Origin of the sequence: Geothrix fermentans DSM 14018, from assembly GCF_000428885.1 — a bacterium.
In the GTDB taxonomy this organism is placed as follows: domain Bacteria; phylum Acidobacteriota; class Holophagae; order Holophagales; family Holophagaceae; genus Geothrix; species Geothrix fermentans.
In genome coordinates this window covers 294,599-318,889 of the sequence record NZ_KE386810.1, presented here as the reverse complement: position 1 = coordinate 318,889, position 24,291 = coordinate 294,599, and the positions used below count along the sequence as shown (strand labels likewise).

Sequence of the window (24,291 nt, the reverse complement as noted above, 5' to 3'; positions counted from 1 at the left end):
AAGACCCGGGTCCCGCCGCGCCCAGCAGGCCGGCGGGACCTTTTTCCGCCATAGCCCGATCCAGAGGATGTTTCTCATGAGCACCGCCACCGCCACTTCCCTGAGGGATTCCCTCGTTTCCATCGTCGGGCCGGACCGTGTGCTCGACCGTCCCGTGGACCTGATCGCCTTCGCCTCCGATGCGAGCTTCTACCGGCTCATTCCGAAAGCCGTGGTCTTCGCCGGTGCCGTGGAGGAAGTCCGGTCGCTCTTCCGGCTCAGCCGGGAGCACCGGATCCCCATGACCTTCCGGGCCGCGGGCACGAGCCTCTCGGGGCAGTCGGTGTCGGACGGCCTGCTGGTGGAAGTGGCCCGCAACTGGCGGGGCATCCAGGTGCTGGAGGGTGGCGCCAAGGTGAAGGTGCAGCCCGGCGTCATCGGCGCCCACGTGAACCACGCCCTGCGGCCCTACCGCGCCAAGATGGGCCCCGATCCCGCGTCAATCAACACCTGCACCGTGGGCGGCATCCTCTCCAACAACTCCAGCGGCATGTGCTGCGGTGTCGTCCAGAACGCGTACCACACCTTGGAATCGCTGACCTTCGTGCTGCCCTCCGGCACGGTGATCGACACGGCCGCGCCCGATGCCGACCAGCGCTTCCGCGAGGCAGAGCCGGCCCTGGCCGAGGGCCTGCTGAAGCTCAAGGCCGAGATCGAGGCGAACCGGCCCCTGGCCGAGCGCATCCGGGCCAAGTACAAGATGAAGAACACCACCGGCTACTCGCTCAACGCCTTCATCGACTTCGACCGGCCGGTGGACATCTTCCGCAACGTGCTCGTGGGCTCCGAGGGCACCCTGGCCTTCATCGCCGAGGCCGTGCTGAACTCCGTGCCGGACCTGCCCGTGAAAGTCACGGGCTTCCTGATCTTCCCGGACCTGCACGCCGCCTGCGCCGCCATCGTCCCCCTGCGCGACGCCGGCGCCGCCGCCCTGGAGCTGCTGGACCGGGCCTCGCTGCGCTCCGTGGAGAACCAGGCCGGCGTGCCCCCCACCATCAAGACCCTGCCCGAGGGCGCCGCCGCCCTGCTGGTGGAGTTCCAGGGCCAGGATGAGTCCGCCCGGGCCGAGCTGGAGCGCCTGGCCCTGGACGCCGCGGCCCACCTGACCCTGATCGAGCCCGCCCGCTTCACCCACGATCCCGTGGAGCAGGCCCTCATGTGGAAGATCCGCTCGGGCACCTTCCCCTCCGTGGGCGCGGTGCGCAAGCGGGGCACCACGGCGCTCATCGAGGACGTGGCCTTCCCCATCGAGAAGCTGGCCGACGCGGCGGTGGATCTGACGAAGCTCTTCGTCAAGCACCGCTATGACGAGGCCATCCTCTTCGGCCACGCCAAGGACGGGAACCTCCACTTCGTCATCACCCAGTCCTTCAACGACCAGGCCGAGGTGGACCGCTATGCCGCGCTCATCGACGACGTGGTGGAGCTGGTGGTGAAGAAGTACGACGGCGCCCTCAAGGCCGAGCACGGCACGGGCCGCAACATGGCGCCCTTCGTGGAGGCCGAGTGGGGCCCCGAGGCCAAGGCCGTCATGGAGAGGCTCAAGGACCTGGTGGATCCCTTGCGGCTGCTGAATCCGGGCGTCATCCTCAACGCCGATCCCCACTGCCACCTCTCCGATCTCAAGCCCCTGCCCGGCGTGGAGGAGGAAGTCGACAAGTGCATCGAGTGCGGCTACTGCGAGCCCAAGTGCCCCAGCCGCGAGCTGACCCTCACGCCCCGCCAGCGCATCGTCGTCCGCCGCGAGATGGCGCGCCTCGAGGGCAACCGCGAGAATCCCGCCCTGCTGAAGTCCCTGCAGGAGGCCTTCCCCTACATGGCCCTCGACACCTGCGCCACGGACGGGCTGTGCGCCACCGCCTGCCCCGTGAGCATCGACACCGGGCAGCTCACCAAGCGCTTCCGTCGCGCCAGCCACAGCCGCCGGGCCCAGAAGATCGCCCTGTCCGTGGCCCGCAACTTCGCCACGGTGGAGCCGGCCATGCGCCTGGCCCTCCGCACCGGCCATGTCGTCCAGAGCATCTTCGGCCCCAAGGCCATGCCCTTCATCACCCGGGCCATGAAGGCCTTCGGCGCCTCCCACCAGTGGAGCCCGGAGATGCCCAAGCCCGCCAAGGCCCCGCTGCCCGCGACCTCGCTGGAAGGCGCCCAGGCCATCTACTTCCCCGCCTGCCTCTCCCGCATGATGGGTCACCTGCCCGGTGAACCCGAGGAGATGAGCCTGGTGGAGGCCCTGGTGAAGGTGGCCGAGCGCGCCGGCTATCCGGTCCATATCCCCTACGACGTGGAGGGCACCTGCTGCGGCGTGCCCTTCTCCTCCAAGGGCTATGACGAGGCCCACCGCTACACCATCAACCGCACCATCGAGAAGTTCTGGGAGTGGACCCAGCAGGGCCGCCTGGCCCTCGTGATGGACACCAGTCCCTGCACCTACGGGGTGCTCACCAGCCGGGGCTACCTCACGCCGGAGAATCAGGCGAAGTTCGACAAGCTGAAAGTCCTGGACAGCACCGCCTTCGCCAACGACGTGCTGCTGCCCCGCCTCCGGGTCACCAACAAGGTGGGCTCGGTGGTGCTCCACCCGGTCTGCTCCGTCACCAAGATGAACCTCCTGCCCAAGCTGGAGGGCGTGGCCAAGGCCTGCGCAGACAAGGTCCTGGTGCCGCGGGACGCCGGCTGCTGCGGGTTCGCCGGCGACCGGGGCTTCACCCACGCCGAGCTGACCGCCTCGGCCACCAAGCACGAGGCCCGCGAGGTCAAGGCCCAGTCCTTCGACGGCTACTACGCCAGCAGCCGCACCTGCGAGGTCGGCATGACCCGCTCGATCGGGCAGGTGTATCGTAGCTTCCTGTACCTTCTCGAATCCGCCACGCGACCGGAGGCTTCCAAGTGAACGGTACCAAGCCCAAGAGGGTCTACTTCTACGGCACCTGCCTGGTGGACCTGTTCTTCCCCGACGCCGGCATGGCCGGCATCCAGCTCCTGCGCCGGGCCGGCGTGGAGGTCGTGTTCCCCGAAGGCCAGACCTGCTGCGGCCAGCCGGCCTTCAACTGCGGCTACTGGGAGGAGGCCCGGGACGTGGCCCGCACCCAGGTGGCCCTCTTCCCGGAGGACCTGCCCGTGATCCTGCCCTCGGGCAGCTGCGCGGGCATGATGAAGGTCCACTACCCCGAGCTGTTCCACGGCCAGCCGGAGGAGGCCAAGGTCCGCGCCTTCAGCGCCCGGGTCTACGAGCTGACTCAGTTCCTCGTGGACGTGCTGGACGTGAAGCTCCAGGACCTGGGCGAGCCTGTGAAGGTCACCTGGCACAGCTCCTGCCATGCCGTCCGGGACCTCGGCCTGAAGGGCGAACCGCAGTCCCTCATCGGCCAGCTCTCGAACGTGGAGCTGGCGCCCCTCACCCGGGAATACGAGTGCTGCGGCTTCGGCGGCACCTTCTCCGTGCGGCACCCCGAGGTCTCCGGGGCCATGGTGGCGGACAAGATCGCGGATGCCACCGCCACCGGGGCCTCCGTCGTCCTGTCCACGGACGGGGGCTGCCTGATGAACGTGAACGGCGCGCTGGAGGCCAAGAACGGCAAGCTCAAGGTCCAGCACATCGCCGAATTCCTGTGGGAGCGCACCCGTGCACGCTGAGAACGAAATCCACTTCCGCGATGCCGCCGCCAAGGCCCTGCTGGATCCCCAGCTCCGGGCCAACTTCCGCCGCGCCATGGATGGCCTCATCGCCAAGCGCAGGGCCCAGTTCCCCGATCCGAGGGACCTCCAGGACCTGCGCGACCTGAGCACGGCCATCCGCTCCCGGAGCCTCCTGTGCCTGCCCGAGCTGCTCGAGCAGCTCGAAGCCAGCTGCGCGAAGAACGGCATCAAGGTCCACTGGGCCGAGACCTGCGAGCAGGCCAACGAGCTGATCCTCGGCCTGCTCCAGGCCCGCGGCGCCAAGACCATGGTCAAGGGCAAGAGCATGGTCTCAGAGGAGATGCACCTCAATGCCTTCCTGGAGAAGCACGGCATCGAGGCCCTGGAATCCGACCTGGGCGAGTACATCATCCAGCAGGACGGCGAGACGCCGAGCCACATCATCATGCCGGCCATCCACAAGAACAAAGACCAGATCGCCCGGCAGTTCGCCCAGAAGATCAAGGACGCGAAGTACACCGAGGACGTGGACGAGCTCACGGCCATGGCCCGGAAGGTGCTGCGCGAGAAGTTCCTGAACGCCGACGCGGGCCTCTCCGGCGTGAACTTCGCCGTGGCCGAGACCGGGACCCTCTGCCTCGTGGAGAACGAGGGCAATGGCCGCATGAGCACCCATGTGCCGCCGATCCACATCGCCGTCATGGGCCTGGAGAAGGTGGTGGCGCGGCTGGAGGATGTGGCGCCGCTCTATGCGATCCTCACCCGTTCCGCCACGGGCCAGCCCGTGAGCACCTACTTCAACCTCATCACCGGCCCCCGCGGCGAGGGCGAGAAGGACGGCCCCCAGGAAGTCCACCTGGTCATCCTCGACAACGGCCGGTCCCGGATCTACGCGGACCCCCAGTTGCGGGCGACCCTCCGCTGCATCCGCTGCGGGGCCTGCATGAACCACTGCCCCGTCTACACCCGCGTGGGCGGCCACGCCTATGAGGCCATCTACCCGGGCCCCATCGGCAAGATCCTCACGCCCCAGATGGAGGGCGTCGGGGTGCGCCACGACCTCATCCACGGCTCCAGCCTCTGCGGCGCCTGCGGCGAGGTCTGTCCGGTGGAGATCCCCATCCCGGAGATCCTCGTGCGCCTGCGCCGCGAGGCCACCCACGAGGACATGGGCTCGAACGTCGCGGGCAAGGGCACGGGCCGCACCGCCACCGAGGACTGGGCTTGGCGCCTCTGGGCCGGCGTCAGCAAGCGCCCGGGCCTGTACCGGATCGCGACCTGGTTCGCCACCCGCTTCGGGAAGGCCCTGCCGGCCAGCGCACCCCTGATCAAGAACTGGACCCAGTCCCGCACCAAACCCGTCCCGGCCCGCCGCTCGCTCAGCGAGCGGATGCGCACCGAGGGAGTCCCCCATGAGTGATGCCCGCAACGCCATCCTCGGCCGCCTCCGCGCCTCCGGCGAGTCCGGCGACCTGCCGGCCCTGGATACCGCCGTCCTCGAACGCCGCCAGTGGCCCGCGGCCCAGCGCCCCGCCCTGCTCCGCAAGGGCATGGAAGCGGTCCACACGGAATTCCTGGAGGCCACGCCCAACGACTGGCCCGCCGTCATCCGCGCCTTCTGCGAGCGCGAGGGCCTGAAGAACCTGCTCTACGGCCCCGCCAGCGAGGCCGGCGCGGCCCTGGCCGCCGCCTGGCCTGCGGGAGGCACCGAGCTGAAGCCCTACGACCGCCCCATCGAGGCGTTCAAGGACGAGCTCTTCCACGGCGTGGACGGCGGCTTCACCGGCACCATCGGCGGCGTGGCCGAGACCGGCAGCCTCCTCCTGCTCCCGGGCCCCGCGGAACCGCGGCTCATGTCCCTGGTGCCGCCCATCCACATCGCCCTGCTGCGCGCCTCCACCATCCACGACACCTTCTGGTCCGCCGTGAAGACCCTGGGCTGGGGCCGCGCCCTGCCCCCCAACGCCCTGATGATCTCCGGCCCCAGCAAGACCGCCGACATCGAACAGACCCTCGCCTACGGCGTCCACGGCCCCAAGCGCCTCATCGTGGTGCTCGTGAATGATCTGGCGTAGACGGAGACCCGCACCCACGCTACACTGCTCCTTCATGGCTGGGTAGCTCAGGTGGTTAGAGCGAGGGTCTCATAATCCCTAGGTCGGCAGTTCGAGTCTGCCTCCAGCCACCACAAAGAAGATCGGAGCCACGGCTCCGATCTTCTTCTGTACGTCCGAAAGAGGAAGCAGACTCGAACTGCCGAGAAACAGCGGCGGCCCGGTAGGCCGCAGCGAGCAAGGCCCCAGTGGGGCCTGCGCAGCGTCCGCGGCCGGGGCCAGCCGCTGGCCAGTTCGAGTCTGCCCCTTTGGCCAACGCGTACCTCGGTCGGAGTCAGTTGTTGGTTGCCGGTGAGGTGCAGCCAGTTCCAACGAAGGCAGCCCGCAGCGAGCAAGGCCCCAGTGGGGCCTGCGCAGCGTCCGCGGCCGGGGCCAGCCGCTGGCCAGTTCGAGTCTGCCTCCTCAGGACCACGCATGCGTGGTCCTGAGCCTTCGAAAACGGTTGAGTCAATTCACTTCGCAGGCACCTGCTTCAGCGCCTCCAGCACCCGCTTCGGTGTGAAGGGCACATGGGTGACCCGGGCCCCGGTGGCATCGAACACGGCGTTGGCGAGGGCGGCGGCCACAGGCACCACGGGCGGCTCGCCGATCCCCTGCGTGACGGAGGTGCCGGTGTCCGCGAACACGACCTGGATGCGCGGGATGGCAGAGAATCGCGGCAGCAGGTAGGTGTCGAAGTTCTTGTCGAGGATGCGGCCACCCTTGAAGCGGATCTCCTCGCTGAGGGCTTGCCCGATGCACTGGGTGATGGCGCCCTCCACCTGCTGGCGAGCCCCATCGGGGTTCACGACGAGACCCACATCCACGGCCTCGAGGAACCGCTCCGTCTTGACCGCCCCGGTGGCCTTGTCCACGGACACCTGGGCGATGGCCACCACGAGCCCCTGGCGCCAGGCCCCGCACGCCAGGCCGATGCCCCGGCCCGTGGGCCCGGGCGCGGGCTCCCAGCCGAAGGTCTCCACGGCCAAGTCCAGGAGGTTCAGCAGGCGGGCGTCGGTAATGAGACGGCGGCGCAGGGTCACGGGATCCAGGCCGGCCTTGGCCGCCAGCGCATCCAGCTGGCTCTCCCGGGCGAATGCGTTGGTGTGGGCATTGGGGGCGCGCCAGGCCCCGACCTTGAGCGGATGGAGGCTGGAAACGGTAGGCGCCTGGTACCGGCTCGTCTGCATCTCGTAGGCCAGCTCGGCCTCACCCTGGGAGACACCCGCCACGGTGGAGTCCCAGAAGGTGATGGCGCCCCGCCCGGCATCCAGGCCGGAGCGCAGCTTCACCACGGCGGCGGGCCGGTAGCCGTCCAAAAAGAAATCCTCCTCCCGGTTCCAGGCCACCTGGATGGGCACGCCGGGCACCTGCCGGGCGATGCGCGCGGCCTCCACGGCATCAGGACCCGCGAGCTTGCCGCCGAAGCCGCCCCCCACGAACTGGGCGATGACATGGACCTTGTCCCCAGGCAGCTTGAGGGCCTCGGCCACGGCATCCCGGAAGACGAAGGGCGACTGGGTGGAGGACCAGACCGTCATGCGCCCCCCCTCCCACTGGGCCACGGACACATGGGGTTCCAGCGTGGCGTGGCTCTCGTAGGCGTTGCGGTACTCCGCCTCCACCACCGTGGCGGCCCGCTTCTCACCCACCGCCACATCGCCGCGGGAGATCACCACACGCTGCCCGGGCGCCGCCTTGTCCACGAGGTACTGGTAGATGCGGGCGTCGTCCACGTCGGGCTCGGGGCCCTCGAAGGTGCCCTTCACCAGGGCCAGGGCCTTGCGGGCCGTGTCGGGCTGGGGATGGAGCACAGCCAGGAGGCTGCCGTCCCGCACGATGCGGACGCCCGGCACCCGCTCCGCGGCGGAGGTGTCCGCCGAGACCAGGGTCTGGCCCTGGGCCGGGGGGCGCAGGATGCAGGCGTGGAGCGTCCCGGGAAGCCGCAGGTCACCGGCGTACTTGGCGGCGCCGGTGACCTTGGCCAGGGCGTCCTTGCGGGGGACGCGGCGGCCAATCACGGTGCAGTCGGCGAGAGGCTTGGGCTTGACCTTGCCCAGGTGCCGCTCCAGCTTCCGCCCCTGCACCAGCTCCCCGAAGGTGGTCCGGCGGGTGGGAGCCGACTTCATCCAGATGGCCCCATCCTTCAGGACAAGGTCAGAAACCGGGGCGCCCATGGCCCGGGAGGCCATGCGCAGCAGCACCGCCCGTGCCTCGGCCGCCGCGCCCCGCAGGACCGGGGCCGTGTGCCACATGGTCAGGGAGCCGCCGGTGGGCATGTCCCAGGGGCAGAGGTCCGTGTCGCCCAGAACCATGTCCACCTTGGCCGGATCCAGCTCCAGTTCCTCGGCCACGAGCATGGCCAGAACGGTCATGGCCCCCTGCCCCAGCTCCACCTTCCCCACCATGCAGGTGACACGGCCATCGGCGGCGATTTTCAGGTAGGCGTTGAAGTCCTCGGGGTAGGCGCCGGGCCGGGTCGGAATGATGGGCGCGGAGCCGAGAGGGGTGGTAAAGAAGAAGGTCAGCGTGCCCGCGGCGACGCTTTCGAGGAAGTCCCGCCGTCTCATCGCGCACCTCCCATGGCCTTGCCGGCCGATTCGACCGCGTCCAGGATCCGCACGTGGGCGCCGCAGCGGCAGAGGTTCCCCTCCATGGCCTCGACGATCTCGCTCCGGGTGGCCTTGGGCTTCTTCTTCAGGAAGGCCCAGGCGGCCATGATCATCCCGGAGGTGCAGTAGCCGCACTGGAAGGCGTGGTGCTCCTTGAAGGCCTCTTGGACGGGGTTGAGTTTCCCCTCCACCGCCAGACCCTCGATGGTGAGCACTGACTTCCCGGCCACCTCACCCAGGGCCGTGGAGCAGGAGGGCATGGCCTCCCCGTCCACGAGCACGGTGCAGGCCCCGCAGAGTCCCGCCTCACAGCCCACCTTGGTGCCCGTGAGCCCCAGTTCGTCGCGCAGGGCCCATACCAGCATGCGGTCGCGTGGGCTCTCGACGGTCACGGGTTTGCCGTTAAGCACGAACGAGACGGTGGCCTTCATCGGGAACCTCCGGCGCAGAGAACTTCATGAGAGATGGCTCGATTATATTCCCTGGGCCGGCAGTTCGAGTCTGCCGTCGCGCTGCCGCGCATCCCGGTTCGCCTTGCCCATACGCCCCCCGCTCCGCCATCCTGGTTCGCTGGGACACCCCATGGAAACGCCCTCATCTCCGCGCCGCATCGCCCACCTGGACATGGACGCCTTCTTCGCCTCGGTGGAGCTGCTGGAACACCCGGAGCTGAAGGGGCTTCCCGTGGTGGTGGGTGGCAGACGGTCCACCGCAGCCTCTCCGGAGGGCGGCTTCCCGCGGCTGAAGGACTACGTGGGCCGGGGCGTGGCCACCACGGCGACCTACGAGGCCCGGGCCTTCGGCGTCCGCAGCGGCATGGGGCTGATGAAGGCCGCGGCGCTGGCGCCGGAGGCCATCCTGCTGCCCGCCCACTTCGAGGCCTACGTCCGGATGTCGCGGGCCTTCAAGGCCGCCGTGGCCGAGGTGGCTCCGCAGATCGAGGACCGGGGCATCGACGAGATCTACATCGACCTGACGGCGGTGGAGGGGGAATCCGCGGAGCTGGCCCGGCGGCTCAAGGAAGCCGTCCGCCAGGCCACGGGCCTCACCTGCTCCATCGGAATCACGCCCAACAAGCTCCTGTCGAAGATCGCCTCAGAGCTGCAGAAGCCCGACGGCCTCACGACCCTGGGTTTCGAGGACATCCCCGCGCGCATCTGGCCCCTGCCCTGCTCGGCCATCAACGGCATCGGCCCCAAGGCCACCTCGAAGCTGGCGGGCTTCGGCCTCCAGACCATCGGGGAGCTCGCCCGGGCCGATCCGGCCTGGCTGGTGGAGCACTTCGGCCGGAGCTACGGTGCTTGGCTCCACGAGGCCGCCCACGGCCGGGACGATCGCCCCCTGGTGCTGGTGAGGGAGCCCAAGTCCATCAGCCGGGAGACCACCTTCGAGCGGGATCTGCATCCGAGGCAGGACCGCGAGGAGCTGTCCCGCATCCTCCTCGACCTCTGCCAGCGCCTGGCGGGAGATCTGGCCCGCAAGGGCTGGCGCGCCCAGAACGTCGGCATCAAGCTGCGCTTCGAGGATTTCTCGACGGTCACCCGCGACCTCACCCTGCCCCGCCCCGTGGCCGATCCCACCTCGCTCCTCGAGGCCGCCCGCAGCAACCTGCGGCGGGTGCCCCTCGACCGCAAGCTCCGCCTGCTGGGGATCCGGGCGGCCCGGCTGGTGGAGGCGGGCCAGGATCCCGGCGGCGCCTTCCACGGAGACGGAGGCCACGCCCCCCGGCTGTTCGAGGACGAGTTCTAGGGCCGCCGCAGTCAGGTGCCGATGTCCGGCTCCTCCCGACCGAGCATCCGGCGGCGCTCGGGGTACAGGGCATCGGCGCAATCCGGGCAGATGCCGTGGGTGAAGTCCGCTCCGGAGTGGGCGCTGATGTAGTGCTCCAGCTGGTTCCAGTAGCCCTTGTCGTCCCGGATCTTCTTGCAGCTGGCGCAGATGGGGAGCAGGCCCGAGAGCTGTTTCACCTTGCCCAGGGCCTCGGAAAGCTCGGTGTTCCGGGCCTGGAGCTCTTCGGTCCGGCGGGCCACCAGCAGTTCCAGCTCTGCCTTCCCCCGCGCCAGGGCCGCCACGCGCAGGCGCAGGATGAGTACCCCCAGGCCCAGGAAGGCCAGGCCGCCTAGGCCCATGGCCCACCAGGTCCGCCACCAGGGCGGCCGGACCCGGAAATCCAACCCGGCGGTGGGGCCCCATTCACCGCCGCCCTGCGCGGCCCGGACCTCGAAGCGGTAGTGGCCTCCGGGCAGTGCCGGATAGCGCACCTGGCGGCCGTCCGCCTCCCGCCAGGCATCCTCCAGCCCCAGGAGCCGCACCTGGAAGCGGACGGCGGACTCGTCCAGGAAGGTGGGCGCGGCCACCCGGAAGGACACGGTGGCCTCGGTCCGCGGAAAGGGCGGAAGGCTGGTCCACGGGGGATCGGAGCGCCGATCTCCGTGAAGGACCTGGAGAATGTGCGCCACCGGGGCCACGGATGGACGGTCGGGACCCACCTCGTACCGGACCAGCCCGGCGGCCGTGCCGACCCAGATGCGGTCGCCCTCGGCCAGGAGGGCCTGGATGGCGCAGTCCTCGCTGATCATCCCCTCCTGCCGGCCGATGTGCAGGACCGGGTCCACCCGGTCGAGCCCTTGGTCCGTGGTGGCCCAGGTGCGTCCCTGGGCATCTACCTCCACGGCGTAGACCAGGTTCGAGTGGAGCCCCTGCCCCTTGACCCGCTGCTCCAGCACCGTCAGCCGGCCCTGATCGATGCGGAGGCGGGTGAGCCCCTGAGGCTCCTGGTAGTGGACCCAGGCGCTGCCATCCGGCAGGAAGGCCATTCCATAGAGCCCGAAGGGCTTCAATCCGTCCTTCTCGCCATAGAGCCGCCAGGCGCCGGAGGGGCCCCGCAGGTAGAGGCCCGCCGTGGTGGCCGCCCAGAGGCGTCCCTGGCTGTCCTCCCGGATGCGGAACACGCCCAGGGAGCCGGGCCCGGGGGGCGGAACCTCCTGGACCAGCCGCCGGCCGGCGGGATCCCACCGGAGCACTCCGAGGCGGGTGTGCCCGAGCCAGATCCGGCCCTGCCGGTCGGCCATGACACTGTTCACCGCGAAGCCCAGGTCCCCCAGCGGGGCATCCACCGCCTTCCGCTCGCCGGAATGGAGCCAGAGGGTGGGGCCGATGCTGCTGACCATCCATAGGGTTCCGTCCCGGTCCTCCGCCAGGCACTTGATGCGGTGGCCCTCGGTGCCGGGGATGCGGGCCAGCCCCGTGGCCGCGACTTTCACGGCGCCGTTGTCCGTGGCCGCGAGCAGGGAGCCGTCTTCCTTGCGCTGGATGGACCAGACCACCTCCCCGGAGGCCCCTGCGGCCAGGCTGTGGTTCCAGACACGTCCCCCGCCCTGCAGCCGCGCCAGGGCCGTTCCCAGGATCCAGAGGGTGCCTTCCCGATCCCGGAAGACTGTGCGGACCCACCGGAAGGGGAGCCCCCCGGCGGCGTCCAGCCAGGTGTCGCCAGGACCGGACAGGTGGAGGGCCCCGCCTTGGGTCGGCAGCCAGACCGTCCCATCCGCGTCGAGGAACGGCACGCTGTTGGGCGAAAGACTGGCCTTCAGGCGCCTGGACTGGTCGAGGAACCTCGCGCTTCCCGCGGCCTTCACGGCCAGCGACCGGCCGGACCCTGCCCAGACCCGGCCGGCGCCATCCTCCACCACCTGGGCCACACCGGAGGCCGGGAGTCCCTGCTCCCTCCCCCAGGCCTGCTCGGACCCATCCGGCAGGAAGGCCCGGAGACCGGATTCGGTCCCCAGATACACCGCCCCGCTGGGCCCCCCGGACAAGGTGAAGACCCGGCCTGCGGGCCGGCTGGTCCGCCGGGCGAACCGGAGCCCGTCCTGTTCGACGAAGAGGCCATCCCGGGTCAGGGCCCACAGGCGCCCAGCGCGGTCGAGGGCCACCGCGTCCGCCACCGGCGAGGGGCCCAGCACCGCCGGCTGGATTTGCCCGTCCCGCACCCGCACCAGGCCGCGCAGGGTCGCGGCCCAGACGCCGCCGCCGGCGGCCGGAAGCACCCGGTGGATGAACCCCGAGGGCAGGCCCTCCTCCCGCCCCCACCGCCGGGAGTGCCCCCCCTCGTAGCGGAGGAGCGCGCTCTCGGTGCCCAGCCAGATGAACCCGTCGGCATCCTGGGTGAGGCTGGTGATGGCCCCCGCGGGCAGGCCCTGGTCCGGTCCCAGCACGAGGAAGGGGCGCCGCCAGCCCTCGGCGGAGAGTTGCAGGATCCCCAGGGCCACCGCCAGGACGATCCGCCGCCACGCCATGAAACCCCCGAAGACTCCTACCTGAACGACATGCGCGGGACAAAGCCTGATTTTAGGTGGCGGCCTCAGGCGTGGCCCAGGACCCTCCGGTAGAGCGCCTCGTACCGGTCCACGATGGGCCCTTCCGCGAAGGTGCCGAGGGCCCGCTCCCGGGCGGCCAGGCCCATGGCCCGGCGCCGGGTGTCATCCCGGAGGATCTCCACTGCATCGGCGGCCATGGCATCCACATCGCCCACGGGCTCCAGGAAGCCGTCCACCCCGTGTCGGACCACCTCGGGCAGTCCCCCCACGCGGCTGGCGATGACCGGAACCCGGTGGCCCATGGCCTCCAGGGCCGCCAGGCCGAAGCTCTCCGTGGCGCTGGGCAGCAGGAAGACGTCCGAACAGGCCAGCACGGTGCCGATGTCCAGCTGCTTGCCCGTGAAGCGGACCTCCGAGGCGAAGCCCCGGTCCCGGCAGTAGGCCTCGGCCTCCACGCGGTCCGGCCCGTCGCCCACCATCACCAGGCGGACCGGGACTTCCGCCCGCACGCGCTCGAACACCTTCAGCACATCCATCACCCGCTTCACGGGCCTGAAGTTCGAGATGTGGGTCAGCACCGCCGTGGACTTGGGGGCCAGCCAGGCCCGGCAGTCGGGGCGCTCCTGGCCGGGCGGCTCCACGAAGTTCCCGATGACGTCGATCTCCCGGTCCACGCCGAAGGTCCGCATGGTCTCGTCCCGCAGGTACTCGGACACGGCCGTGACGCCGTCGCTCTCCCGGATGGCCATCCTCACCATGGGCAGGTAGCTGGGGTCGCTGCCCACCACCGTGATGTCCGTGCCGTGCAGGGTGGTCACCACCTTCAGGCGCGGGACCGCCATGCGGGCCAGCAGCGCCGCCATGGCGTGGGGGATGGCATAGTGGGCGTGGATGATCTCCAGGCCGTGGTGCTCGGCCACATCCGCCATCTTGGAGCCGAGGGCGATGGAATAGGGGGCGTCCTCGAAGAGCGGGTAGGTGGTGGCCCGGACCTCGTGGAAGTTGATGCGGTCCTCGAAGCCCAGGAGGCGGGGGGGGACGCTGGGGCTGAGGATGTGCACCTCGTGGCCCCGGGCGGCCAGGGCCTTGCCCACCTCCGTGGCCACGACGCCCGAGCCGCCGAAGGTGCTGTAGCAGGAGATGCCGATGCGCATGGATTGATCCCTCTCCAAGTTATGATGATCAGGTTCACGGGATCCTGCCCATGCCCCTTCTCTTCACCATCGCCTACTACGCCCTGGACGTGATGATCTACCTGCTCCTAGCGGTGGCCATCCTGTCCTGGTTCCCCATCGATCCCCGAAACCGGTGGATCCGGCTGCTCCACACCCTCACGGATCCCATCCTCCACCCCATCCGGGCCATCGTGCCGCCCATCGGGGGGTTCAGCTTCGACATCCTCATCGCCGTGCTGCTGCTGGGCATCATCCAGCGGGTCTTCCTGCGGGCCCTGGTCTCCTGAGGTGAACCATGAAGTACACGCCCCTTGACATCCAGCGCCGGGAATTCGAAAAGGCCTTCCGCGGCATCGAGGAATCGGAGGTCCGGACCTTCCTGCACGAGGTCGCCGCCGAGTGGGAGGAGCTGCTGGCGGAGAACCAGAAGCTCAAGGAGGAGATCCTGGACAGCCGGGAGCGCCTGCGCCAGTACCAGGAGCAGGATCGCATCTTCCGGGAGACCCTGCTCCAGGCCCAGCGCACCCGCGAGGACGTGCTGGAGGGCGCCAACCGCGAGAAGGAGCTGATCCTCCGCGAGGCCCAGTTCAAGGCCGACGAGGTCATCCGCGACGCCCAGCAGCATGTGGTGGAGCTGGAGGTCCAGATCCGCAACCTCAAGATGGAGCGCACCCGGTTCGTGCGGGAGGTGGAGTCCCTCATGGAGCGGACCCGCCGCCACATCCAGGAGGAGGCGCCGGACATCTACGTGGCGCCGCCCCCCACGCTGAAGCTAGACGGCCTCGACTTCTCGTCCCTGGACGACCCCACCCCAGAACCGCCCATTCCCCCCGTCCGGCGTCCCAAGTCCACGAATTAGCTCTCTGCTGTCAGCTCTCAGCTGATGGCCGATGCCTGTCTGAGAGCCGAAAGCTGATAGCTGATAGCCAGAGTCATTCCCGGAGCCCCCATGTCCCACGCCGTCATCCTCAAGTCCCTCCGCAGTCCCATCGGGAAGTTCCAGGGAGCCCTGGCGCCCCTGGCGGCACCTGATCTGGCGGCCCAGGTGGTGAAGGCCGTGCTGGCCGCCGTGCCTGGGGTCGAGCCCACCGAGGCCATCTTCGGCAACGTCGTGAGCGCCGGTGTGGGCCAGGCGCCCGCCCGCCAGGCGGCCCTCCGGGGCGGCCTGCCTTCCAGCATCTCCGCCCTCACCATCAACAAGGTCTGCGGCAGCGGCCTCAAGGCCATCCAGCTCGCGGCCAATGCCGTGCGCCTCGGCGACCATGAGGTGGTGCTGGCCGGCGGCATGGAGTCCATGTCCAACGCCCCCTACCTCATGCCCAAGCTGCGGGCCGGCGCCCGCATGGGGCACACGGAGGCCAAGGACGCCATGATCCTCGACGGCCTCTGGTGCGCCATGACGGACCAGCACATGGGGAACACGGGAGAGCTGGTGGCGCAGAAGTACGGCGTGGGCCGCGAGGCCCAGGATGCGTGGGCCGCCGAGAGCCACCGCAAGGCCGTGGCCGCCACGCAGTCCGGCGCCTTCAAGGCCGAGATCGTGCCCATCGCCGTGCCCGGCAGGAAGGGCGATGTGATCGTCTCAGAGGATGAAGGCCCCCGCCCCGACACCACGCCCGAAACCCTGGCGAAGCTGCGGCCCGCCTTCAAGAAGGACGGTACCGTCACCGCCGGCAACGCCCCCAGCGTCAACGATGGCGCCGCCGCGGCCCTGGTGACCACCGAGGACTACGCCAAGGCCCACGGCCTCCCCATCCAGGCACGCATCCTGGGCACGGCCACCGCCGGCCTCGCCCCCGAGTGGGTGCTCATGGCGCCCGTGGAGGCCATCCGCAAGCTGCTGGCCAAGGTGGGCTGGGGCGTGGCCGACGTGGACCTCTGGGAGATCAACGAGGCCTTCGCCGTGCAGCTCGTGGCCACGATGAACGAGCTGAAGCTGCCCGCGGACCGCATCAACGTCCACGGCGGCGCCGTGGCCCTGGGCCACCCCATCGGCGCCAGCGGCGCGCGCGTCATGGCCACCCTGATCCACGCGCTGGAGCGCCAGGGCAAGCAGCGGGGTGTGGCGGCCCTCTGCCTGGGCGGCGGCAACGCCATCGCCATGGCCGTCGAGCGCGTGTAGTTCCGCGGCGAAGCCGCTGCATGAAGAAGGGGCCCGGCATGCCGGGCCCCTTCTTCATGCCGGAAGGATCAGAAGCTGTAGCGCAGCTGCACGCCCAGGATGTCGATGGTGGCCTTCATGTTGCCGGTGAGGCTGCCGCGGGTGGTGTTGTCGCCCGTTCCCGAGAGGTTGATCTTGGCCTCGTCGATGAACAGGTGGGTGTAGCCCACGTCGAGGGCGGTCTTCTTCGAGAAGTTGTAGCTCATGCCCAGGGAGACCCACTTGCGGTCGTTGTCGGGGATGCGGGGGGTGCGGTGGGTGTCGTCCACGGCCCCCTGGTCGAAGCCCACGCCGGCCCGGAAGGTCCAGGCCTGATCCATCTTCCAGGTTCCACCCAGGGAGTAGAACCAGGTGTCGCGCCAGTTCTCGTCCGTGATGGAGTCCGGCGCGCCGGTGTCGAACTTCACGCGGAGGTCCTTGAACCGCGACCAGGTGCTCTGGGCCACCTCGCCCTGCAGGGAGAAGGCGGGGTTCACCTTCCAGTCGAAGCCCAGTGAGGCCGTGGCCGGGAGGGCGAGATCCGCCTGGCCACCGCCGTTGCGGAGGCCGGCGGCGTTCAGGGCGGCCAGGTCCGTGGCGGGCATGCTGGCGGGGAACTCGAAGCTGGCGTCGCCCTTGAGCGTCATGGTCATGGCGGCGGAGTAGGCCAGGCCCAGACGGAAGTCCTTGGTGGGCTGCCAGGTGATGCCTGCCTTCCAACCGTAGTCCCAGCCATCGCCCTTCAGGCCGGCCTTGCCGTCCCAGGCGCCGGGAATGGCGTAGCCGGGTGTGCCGAAGGTGGCATTGGGCGCGCCCATGGCGACCGTGGCCACGGGGCTGTTCTGGTTCGGGGCGGGCGCCGCGGTGGACATGCCGGCGGCGGCCAGGCCGGAACCCACCTTCAGCGCCAGGGCCGTGCCGTAGTCCACACCGTTGGTCAGCTCCGCATCGGCGTAGCGGGCGATGAAGGCCACACCGAAGGAGAACTGGTCGTTCACCCGGTAGGCCAGGCTGGGGGCGATGTCGATGACCTTCAGATCGGACTTCAGCGCGTGGTAGCGGCCGATCCAGTTGGCGTCGTACTCGGTGGTGAGGCCGAAGGGCACGTTCACCGACAGGCCCAGCTTCAGGTCCTTGTTCACGCTGTACATCGCGTTGAACGCGGGGAGGATGGCGGACTCGCCGGAGTTCCCGTGGGTCGAAGCACCGGAGACGGGCATCAGGCTGGTCGTGGTGTTGGGGTAGACATTGAAGCCGAGGGCGGTCAGGGCCGGGGTGCGGGAGGCGGCCAGGCCATCCAGCTTCACGTCCAGGCCGATGTAGGTGGCGCTCATGGAGAACTGCCAGCCGTCGTACTGGGTCATCACGGCGGGATTGAAGAACAGGGCGCTGATGTCGTTGCCCCCCGCGGTGACGCCCGCGAAGGCGTTGCCCTGGGAGCTCGGGCTCTGCTCGCGGAGCTGGAAGCCGGCGGCCTGGGCCTGGGGAGCGAAGGCGCCGGCGGCGATGAGGGTCAGGGCCGTGAGGGTGAGGCGGGAACGGTGGGTCATGGGCGCATGGCTCCTAATCCCGGAGATCCCGGGGTGGTGGCTGTTGCCAGCCGATTCCGAAGGGGGAAGATGGATCACAATACCAAATCGATGCGGACCTGCAATCACTCCCGAGAGCCTACCCTAAGGAAGGATCGCGACCTAGAGATCACCATCACTTGAGGGGGGCGAGGGTTGTCGTCAGGCCCTTCCCAGCAGCCAGTTCCCGCACCAGGGCGGATCCGATGACCGGCGTGGCCCCCAGGGCGCGCACCGCCGCCAGGCTGGCGGCATCGGAGAGCCCGAACCCTACGGCGAGAGGGCGGCTCGAGATGTCCCGCAGGTGGGCGACGCGCTCCTGCACCGGAGCCAGGTCCGTGCCCTGCCCCGTCCCTGTGACGCCCAGGCGGGCCACCACGTAGGCGAAGCGCTGCGCGAAGGGCGCGGTGGGCCCTGGATCGGGCCGCTCCGACAGCAGCTGGCGGGCCCGGTCCAGCGTGGTGGTGGGCGCCAGCAACGGCACCATGGGGTAGCCTGCGGCGCGCAGGTCCGCCTCGAAGGCCGGCTCCTCCCCGAAGGGCAGGTCCACCACCAGCAGGGCCTTCACGGCCGTGGGCGCCAGCAGCGCCTTCAGCCGGTCCGCGCCGATCTGGAGCAGGGGGTTCAGGTAGGTGAACAGGATGAGGTCCGGGCTGTCCGTGATCCCCGCCAGGGCTTCGAGCACGCGCACGGGCGTGGCGCCGCGGCCGATGGCGCGATGCGCCGCCGCCTGGAGCACGGGGCCGTCCGCGATGGGATCCGAGTGCGGCAGGCCCAGCTCCAGGGCCTCGATGCCGAGGGATCTGGCCTCGGAGAGCTGGGCCGGCAGGGCCTCGAGGCTGGGGTCGCCGGCCATCAGGAAGGGGAGCAGAGGGTTCATGTCAGATCTCCAGACGCGACTGGTAGGTGGACAGGTCCTTGTCGCCCCGGCCGCTGAGGCCCAGCAGGACCGTGGTGACGCCTTCGGCGGCGAGGGCGGGCAGCACGGCGAGGGCATGGCTGCTCTCCAGGGCCGGCAGGATGCCCTCGCGCTCGCAAAGGAGCCTGGCACCGGCGAGGGCCTCGTCATCGGAGGCGCGGCGCACCTCCACCCTGCCGTCGAGGGCGAGGGCCGCCAGCTCCGGGCCGAGGGCGGGGTAGTCCAGGCCTGCGCTGATGCTGGCCGTCTCGGCGGTGTGGCCGTGGACGTCCTGCAGCAGCAGCGTCTTGGTGCCGTGCAGCACGCCCGTGCGGCCGCCGTCCAGCCGGGCGGCATGCTCGCCGAGGCCCCGGCCGTGGCCGCCCGCCTCCACGGCGAGGCGCCGCAGGGGGTCGCCCAGGAAGGGCACCAGCAGGCCCAGGCCGTTGCTGCCGCCGCCGGCGCAGGCGAGGACGACCTCGGGAAGCGCGCCGGCCTGCTCCAGCATCTGGGCGCGGGCCTCCTCGCCGATGACGGTCTGGAAGGTGCGCACCAGCGTGGGGAAGGGGTGGGGTCCCAGGGCGGAGCCCAGAATGTAGTGGGCCTGGTCGCAGCGGCCCGCCCAGGCGCGCAGGGCCTCGTTCACCGCCTCCTTGAGGGTGCCCTGCCCCGCCTCGACGGGCTCGACCCTGGTGCCGAAGAGGCGCATGCGGGCCACGTTCGGGGCCTGGCGGGCCATGTCCGTGACGCCCATGTACACCGTGCAGGACAGGCCCAGCCGCGCGCAGGCCGCGGCCGTGGCCACGCCGTGCTGGCCGGCGCCGGTCTCCGCGATGATCTCCGTCTTGCCCATGCGCCGGGCCAGCAGGGCCTGGGCCAGGGCGTTGTTGATCTTGTGGGCGCCGGTGTGGGCTAGGTCCTCCCGCTTGAGGTAGAGATCCTTCAATCCCAGCGCTTCGGCCAGGCGCGGGGCCGCCGTCAGCGGCGTGGGCCGGCCCACGAAATGGCGCAGCTCGGCCTTCAGCTCCGCCTGGAACGCCGCATCGGCGAGGGCCGACCGGAAGGCCGCCTCCAGATCCAGCAGCGGCTGCATGAGCGTCTCCGGGGCGTAGCAGCCGCCGAACCCGGAGGTTCCGAACCGCGTGGGAAGTGAGAACGAATCAGTCATGGATGTCCTTTCCTGGCGATGCTGCCTGTCTTGCGGCGGCCACGAAGGCGGCCACCTTCACGGGATCCTTGTGTCCTGGCGCGGCCTCCAGGCGGCTCGCGGCGTCGAAACCCCGCAGGCCGGCCCGGGCCGTGGGCGGAAGGGCGGCGGACCGGCCCGCCAGATTCAGGCCGTCGAGCCCTCCCGCCAGCAGGTACGGCCCCGGCGGCGGGAAGGCCATGGCATGGCCCTGCCCGGAGCCCCCGGCCACGCCCGTCTGCGCCGCGCCGGGCTCCCACAGGTAGAGGTCCGCGGGCACCGGCGCCTGGCCTGGCTCATCCGCCCAGGGGAGCAGGACCACGAGGCCGGTCTCGCGCAGCAGGCCGACGCCCCGCCTCCGCTCGGGAGCCGGAAGGTAGGGCTGGACGCGGCGGAAGCCGTGGCGGCGGGCCAGGTCGAGTACGGCCTCCGCCCGGTCGGCCACCATCACGAGGACTGCCCGGTCCAGGTGCGGCTCCGCCACGGACAGGTCCGTGCAGTGGCGCGGGCTGGGTGGATGCCATACGAAGCCCAGCAGGTCCGCGCCCTGCCCCGCGGCGAAGGCCGCATCCTCTGGCCGCACGAGGCCGCAGACCTTGGCCAGCAGGCTCATGGCGCGACTTCGCGGAGATCCGCGAAGACCCGCTCCAGGAAGCCCTTGGGATCCGGGCTCCGCATGAGCGCTTCGCCGATGAGCACCGCATCGAAGCCCGACCGCAGGGAGACCTGGGCGTCCTCGGGCGTCGCCAGGCCCGATTCCCGGATCAGCACGGCTTCAGGGAAGGCCTTCCGCAGGGGCGCCGCGGTGGGCTCGCCCAGGGTGAAGGTGGAGAGGTCCCGGGCGTTGATGCCCACCATGCGGGCCCCGGCCTCCTGGGCGAAGGACACCTCCGTGAGGTCGTGCAGCTCCACGAGCGCCTCCAGCCCCCGCTGGCGGGCGGCCTCCAGGAAGGCGGCGGTGTGGCCCTTCAGCACGCGCACGATGAGCAGCACCGCCTCGGCGCCGCTGGCTTCCGCTTCCGCCAACTGGGCCTCGGAGATGACGAAGCCCTTGTAGAGCCGTGGCAGGCCCAAGGGCGATGCGGCGACCAGGTGGGCGGCCGATCCGCGGAAATAAGCCGGCTCCGCCAGGATGGAGAAGGCCGCCGCGCCGCCCTCCCGGTAGGCCTGGAGCTGGGCTTGGAGGGGCGTCCCGGCGGCGAATGGGCCCAGGGAGGGCGAGGCCTGCTTGTACTCGGCGATGACGGCGCCGCCCCGCGAGGCGGCATCGCGCCGGAGGGCCGCCTCGAAGGGACCCGGGCCGTCCAGGCGCGGGCGCTGGGGAGCCGCGGCGGGTCCGGCGGCAGCCAGCCGGGCCAGCTCGGACACCAGCACCCGCTGGAGATGCGAGCTCTTGGGCAGGCCCGTGCCCCGCACCAGGGAGCCGGGATCCGGCAGGCCGCTCATGCGTTCACCCCCGCCACAGAGAACGGCAGGGCGAAGCCGCGGTCGAGCGTCACGCGGACCTCCCGCAGCAGGGGACCCAGGTCCTCGAGGGTCCCATCCCGGTGCAGGGTGAGGCCGAGCGCGGCCTGGAGGGCGACGGCGTCCGCCACCGCGGGCCGGAAATCGGCATGGCGGGAGCCGCCGAGAAGGCCCCGCGCCACGGCCAGGGCCTCGGCCCGATCCGCGATCCTGAGCGCGTTCCGCTCGGGATGGACAAGGCCCAGTTCCCGCGGAACCAGCACCTGGGCGGCCTGGACACGCCCTCCCGCCACGGCCACCACCTTGGTGGGCCCTTCAACCGAGGCCTCGTCGAGGCCCTTCCCTTCCGCATCCTTTCCGTGGATGACGAAGGCCCGGCGGAGGGACGGCCGTTTCGCCAGGGCGCCGGCCATGGGCGCCAGCAGCTCCTCCCGCGCCACGCCCAGCACCTGCAGGGGGGGGTGGCCCGGGTTCAGCAGCGGCCCCAGAAGGTTGAAGATGGTGGGGATGCCGAGGCGGCGCCGAATTTCCCGGAGGCGTCCCATCAGCGGGTGGTAGGCGGGCGCGAAAAGGTAGGCGAACCGTCGCTCCCGGAGGTCCGCCTCCAGGTCCGAGACCGCCCGGGAGAGGTCGTAGCCCAGGGCCTCCATCAGGTCGGCGCTGCCGCAGACGCCCGTTGCCGCCCGGTTTCCGTGCTTCACGACGGGCACCCCGAGGGTCGACAGGAACAGGGCCGTGAGGGTGCTGAGGTTGGCGGTGGACGCGCCATCGCCGCCTGTGCCCACCAGATCGATGGCGCCCTCAGGCACCTGCGGGAACGGCACAGCCACCTCGAAGAGCGAATCCGCGAAGGCCGCCAGCTCGTGGGCCTCGGGCACCCGCTGGGCCAGCAGGGCCAGGCAGGCGCCCACCAGCAGGGCATCCGTGTCCTGGTCGATGAAGATGTGCATGAGCTCCGAGGCCGTGGCTTCGGGCAGCGGGAGGATGGGGTTGTGGGTGGTCAGCAGGGTCATCGTCGGGTTTCCTTGGCGAGTTGGAGGAAGTTGGCGAGCATGGCCGGGCCGTCCGGCGTGAGGATGCTTTCCGGGTGGAACTGCACGCCCCAGCGGGGCAGGCTGAGATGGGCCATGGCCATGATCTCCCCCCCGGGGCTGCGGCCCGTGACGCGCCAGCAGACCGGCAGCGTGGCGGCGTCCGCGATCAGGCTGTGGTACCGGCCCACGGGCAGGCCCTGGGGCAGTCCCCGGAAGAGGCCGCCCTCCTCGTGCTCCAATGGCGTGGCCTCTCCATGGAGGGGTTCGAGCGCGCGGACCACCCGCCCGCCGGAGGCCGCCGCCAGGGCCTGGTGGCCCAGGCAGACGCCCAGCATGGGGATGTCCCAGTCCGATCCCGCCAGGGCCATGTGGGCGGGGCTCTCCGTGGGGTGGCCGGGGCCCGGGGAAAGCACCACCGCCTCGGGGCGGAGGGCCCTGGCTCCATCGAGGGTGAGGGCGTCGTGGCGGACGACCTTCACGGGCGCGCCCAGGGTCTCGAGGGCCTGCACCAGGTTGTAGGTGAAGGAATCCAGGGCGTCGACAAGCAGGATCATCGGGAAGCTCCGGGCAGCTGGACGCCGAGGGCCTGGGCGATGGCGCCCAGCTTGTGCAGGGTTTCGAGGTACTCGGACTCGGGCTTGGAGGCCCTTACCACCCCGGCCCCGGCCTGGATGTGGGCGGCGCCGCCCGCATAGACCGCCGTGCGCAGGATCAGGGCCGTGTCCAGCGCCCCGTCCGCGCCGAGGCGCAGCAGTACACCGCCGTAGGGTCCGCGGACCTCCCCTTCCATCTCGGCGATGCGCTGGCAGGCGCGGAGCTTGGGGGCGCCGCTGACGGTGCCCGCGGGGAAGGCCGCCGCCAGCACGTCCAGGGCGTCCACGCCCTCCCGCAGCTTCGCCTTCACGGTGGTGGTGAGGTGCAGCACGTGGCTGGTGCGCTGGAGGGCCAGGGGCTTCTCCACCCGCACCCCGCCGGGAACGGCCACGCGGCCCAGGTCGTTGCGGGCCAGGTCCACCAGCATCTGGTGCTCGGCCAGCTCCTTGGGATCGCGCTTCAGGGCCTCGAACCGCGCGGCGTCCTCCTCGGAGCTCCCGCCACGGGGCACGGTGCCGGCGATGGGCAGGGTCTCGGCCTCGCCGTCCTGCACGCGCACCAGCATCTCCGGGGAGGCTCCAACCAGGGAGAAGTCCCCCCACTCCAGCAGGAAGCCGTAGGGGCTCGGGTTCAGGCGGCGGAGGCGGCGATAGGCTTCCAGGGGCGGCGGAGGATCCTCGATCCGGAACCGCTGACTCGGCACCAGCTGGTAGATGTCGCCGTCCAGGATCCGTTCCTGGGCGGTGCGGACCATGCCCTCGTAGGTCTCGCGGGCCACCTGGGCGGTCGCGCGCGGAGCCCGCGCTACCGCGCCTGGATCCCGTACGCCCGCCAGGAGTTGGGTCCGGAGCTCCTGCAGGCGCTTGAATCCGGCCTCCGCATCCGCATCCAGGGTCTGCAACTCCGCCACCTGATGCAGGTGGTCGAAGACCAGGGCCACGTCGAAGCGGCGCACCCACAAACCGGGAAGGCCGAGGCTGTCCCTCGCAGGCTGGGGCAGCGTGGGTTCGAGGGCGCCCACCGCCTCGAAGCCCAGGTAGCCGGCGCAGCCCACGCCCAGGGGGAGGGGTTCCTTCAGGGCCGGCAGCTCCGCCGCGGGATCGGTGGCTGCGTCCGAAGGCGGCGGACCCGCCAGGGCCCGGAGCGACTCGACCCAGCCCCGGGCCGGCGGCTCCAGGCGGCACTCGGCGGGGCCCTCCAGCAGCACGAAGCTGTGGCGGCCCACCCGCTCGCCCTGGTCGCAGGACTCCAGCAGCAGGCTGGCCCCCGCGGGGCGCAGGGCCAGATAGGCCGCGAGGGGGGTGAGCAGATCCGCGGGAAGCGGGTGGCGGAGCAGGAACATGGCGTCATCCAGATACGAAAAAGCCCGACCGGAAGGTCGGGCTCGGAAGGTCCGGGGTGGCGTGGGCCGCTAGGCCTCGCACAGGGAGCCGTCCGAGCCCATACGCCACCACCAGGCCCCGTGAAGGAGGCCCTGGCGAAGGGACAGGGAGGACAGCGTCATGAAACCGATGAAACCCCATCCGCGCAGGC

Annotated in this window: 20 protein-coding genes and 1 tRNA gene; 9 read left to right on the top strand and 12 right to left on the bottom strand. The window is 70.7% G+C overall.

Features of this window, described 5'->3' with window-relative positions; translation table 11 throughout:
* The first annotated feature begins 76 nt into the window (after nt 1-76).
* From G398_RS18165 to G398_RS0111950, 5 genes are all read left to right on the top strand, one after another.
* Entirely contained in the window at nt 77-2,932 is a 2,856-nt protein-coding gene (locus tag G398_RS18165; protein ID WP_052571892.1) for an FAD-binding and (Fe-S)-binding domain-containing protein, read from the top strand.
* Complete coding sequence (locus tag G398_RS0111965; RefSeq protein WP_026853762.1) at nt 2,929-3,675, top strand: (Fe-S)-binding protein; 747 nt, start codon at nt 2,929-2,931, stop codon at nt 3,673-3,675. Before G398_RS18165 ends, G398_RS0111965 begins: the two co-directional genes overlap by 4 nt.
* Nucleotides 3,665-5,098 (top strand): LutB/LldF family L-lactate oxidation iron-sulfur protein, encoded by a 1,434-nt coding sequence (locus G398_RS0111960; protein ID WP_052571891.1) that lies wholly within the window; start codon nt 3,665-3,667, stop codon nt 5,096-5,098. Before G398_RS0111965 ends, G398_RS0111960 begins: the two co-directional genes overlap by 11 nt.
* Nucleotides 5,091-5,753: a LutC/YkgG family protein gene (locus G398_RS0111955; RefSeq protein WP_026853760.1), complete on the top strand. Its 663-nt coding sequence runs from the start codon at nt 5,091-5,093 to the stop codon at nt 5,751-5,753. The genes G398_RS0111960 and G398_RS0111955 overlap by 8 nt, the downstream gene beginning before the upstream one ends.
* A gap of 36 nt (nt 5,754-5,789) precedes the next feature.
* A tRNA-Met gene (locus G398_RS0111950) sits at nt 5,790-5,866 on the top strand.
* A gap of 378 nt (nt 5,867-6,244) precedes the next feature.
* On the opposite strand, the gene G398_RS0111945 is transcribed toward G398_RS0111950, so the two are convergent.
* Together G398_RS0111945 and G398_RS0111940 are read right to left on the bottom strand one after the other, a co-directional pair.
* Nucleotides 6,245-8,341, bottom strand: coding sequence for a xanthine dehydrogenase family protein molybdopterin-binding subunit (locus G398_RS0111945; protein ID WP_026853759.1), 2,097 nt, complete (start codon nt 8,339-8,341; stop codon nt 6,245-6,247).
* A complete protein-coding gene (locus G398_RS0111940) occupies nt 8,338-8,814 on the bottom strand; it encodes a (2Fe-2S)-binding protein (protein ID WP_026853758.1) in 477 nt (158 codons plus the stop codon). Before G398_RS0111940 ends, G398_RS0111945 begins: the two co-directional genes overlap by 4 nt.
* Before the next feature lie 151 nt (nt 8,815-8,965).
* On the opposite strand from G398_RS0111940, the gene dinB reads away from it, so the two are divergent.
* Nucleotides 8,966-10,132, top strand: a complete 1,167-nt coding sequence (gene dinB, locus G398_RS0111935) for a DNA polymerase IV (RefSeq protein ID WP_026853757.1) — start codon at nt 8,966-8,968, stop codon at nt 10,130-10,132.
* Nucleotides 10,133-10,143: 11 nt separating this feature from the next.
* Here the strand turns inward: dinB and G398_RS0111930 are convergent, their stop codons facing one another.
* Together G398_RS0111930 and bshA are read right to left on the bottom strand one after the other, a co-directional pair.
* A complete protein-coding gene (locus G398_RS0111930) occupies nt 10,144-12,678 on the bottom strand; it encodes a ligand-binding sensor domain-containing protein (RefSeq protein ID WP_026853756.1) in 2,535 nt (844 codons plus the stop codon).
* 65 nt (nt 12,679-12,743) lie between these two features.
* Nucleotides 12,744-13,853 (bottom strand): N-acetyl-alpha-D-glucosaminyl L-malate synthase BshA, encoded by a 1,110-nt coding sequence (gene bshA, locus G398_RS0111925; RefSeq protein ID WP_026853755.1) that lies wholly within the window; start codon nt 13,851-13,853, stop codon nt 12,744-12,746.
* 50 nt (nt 13,854-13,903) lie between these two features.
* Here bshA and G398_RS0111920 point away from each other — a divergent pair, with 50 nt between their 5' ends.
* The 3 genes from G398_RS0111920 (at nt 13,904) to G398_RS0111910 (ending at nt 15,996) form a co-directional block, all read left to right on the top strand.
* Nucleotides 13,904-14,161, top strand: a complete 258-nt coding sequence (locus G398_RS0111920; RefSeq protein WP_026853754.1) for a YggT family protein — start codon at nt 13,904-13,906, stop codon at nt 14,159-14,161.
* Nucleotides 14,162-14,169: 8 nt separating this feature from the next.
* Nucleotides 14,170-14,733 carry a DivIVA domain-containing protein gene (locus G398_RS18160; RefSeq protein WP_052571890.1) on the top strand — a complete coding sequence of 188 codons (564 nt, stop codon included), beginning with the start codon at nt 14,170-14,172 and terminating at the stop codon, nt 14,731-14,733.
* A 90-nt stretch (nt 14,734-14,823) separates the two neighbouring features.
* On the top strand, nt 14,824-15,996 hold the full coding sequence (locus G398_RS0111910; protein WP_026853753.1) for a thiolase family protein: 1,173 nt from the start codon (nt 14,824-14,826) through the stop codon (nt 15,994-15,996).
* Between the two features lie 68 nt (nt 15,997-16,064).
* On the opposite strand, the gene G398_RS0111905 is transcribed toward G398_RS0111910, so the two are convergent.
* From G398_RS0111905 to G398_RS22020, 8 genes are all read right to left on the bottom strand, one after another.
* Nucleotides 16,065-17,564 carry an OmpP1/FadL family transporter gene (locus G398_RS0111905; protein WP_026853752.1) on the bottom strand — a complete coding sequence of 500 codons (1,500 nt, stop codon included), beginning with the start codon at nt 17,562-17,564 and terminating at the stop codon, nt 16,065-16,067.
* Nucleotides 17,565-17,718: 154 nt separating this feature from the next.
* Nucleotides 17,719-18,462, bottom strand: coding sequence for a tryptophan synthase subunit alpha (trpA, locus tag G398_RS18155; protein ID WP_052571889.1), 744 nt, complete (start codon nt 18,460-18,462; stop codon nt 17,719-17,721).
* 1 nt (nt 18,463) lies between these two features.
* Entirely contained in the window at nt 18,464-19,648 is a 1,185-nt protein-coding gene (gene trpB / locus G398_RS0111895; RefSeq protein ID WP_026853751.1) for a tryptophan synthase subunit beta, read from the bottom strand.
* Entirely contained in the window at nt 19,641-20,279 is a 639-nt protein-coding gene (locus G398_RS0111890) for a hypothetical protein (RefSeq protein ID WP_026853750.1), read from the bottom strand. Before G398_RS0111890 ends, trpB begins: the two co-directional genes overlap by 8 nt.
* Nucleotides 20,276-21,112: an indole-3-glycerol-phosphate synthase gene (locus tag G398_RS18150; protein ID WP_052571888.1), complete on the bottom strand. Its 837-nt coding sequence runs from the start codon at nt 21,110-21,112 to the stop codon at nt 20,276-20,278. The genes G398_RS0111890 and G398_RS18150 overlap by 4 nt, the downstream gene beginning before the upstream one ends.
* The gene (gene trpD, locus G398_RS18145) at nt 21,109-22,143 is read right to left on the bottom strand and encodes an anthranilate phosphoribosyltransferase (protein ID WP_052571887.1); all 1,035 of its coding nucleotides are present in this window, start codon (nt 22,141-22,143) and stop codon (nt 21,109-21,111) included. The genes G398_RS18150 and trpD overlap by 4 nt, the downstream gene beginning before the upstream one ends.
* Nucleotides 22,140-22,718, bottom strand: a complete 579-nt coding sequence (locus G398_RS0111875; RefSeq protein ID WP_026853749.1) for an anthranilate synthase component II — start codon at nt 22,716-22,718, stop codon at nt 22,140-22,142. Before G398_RS0111875 ends, trpD begins: the two co-directional genes overlap by 4 nt.
* Nucleotides 22,715-24,100 (bottom strand): anthranilate synthase component I family protein, encoded by a 1,386-nt coding sequence (locus G398_RS22020; protein ID WP_043484901.1) that lies wholly within the window; start codon nt 24,098-24,100, stop codon nt 22,715-22,717. Before G398_RS22020 ends, G398_RS0111875 begins: the two co-directional genes overlap by 4 nt.
* Between the last annotated feature and the right edge of the window lie 191 nt (nt 24,101-24,291).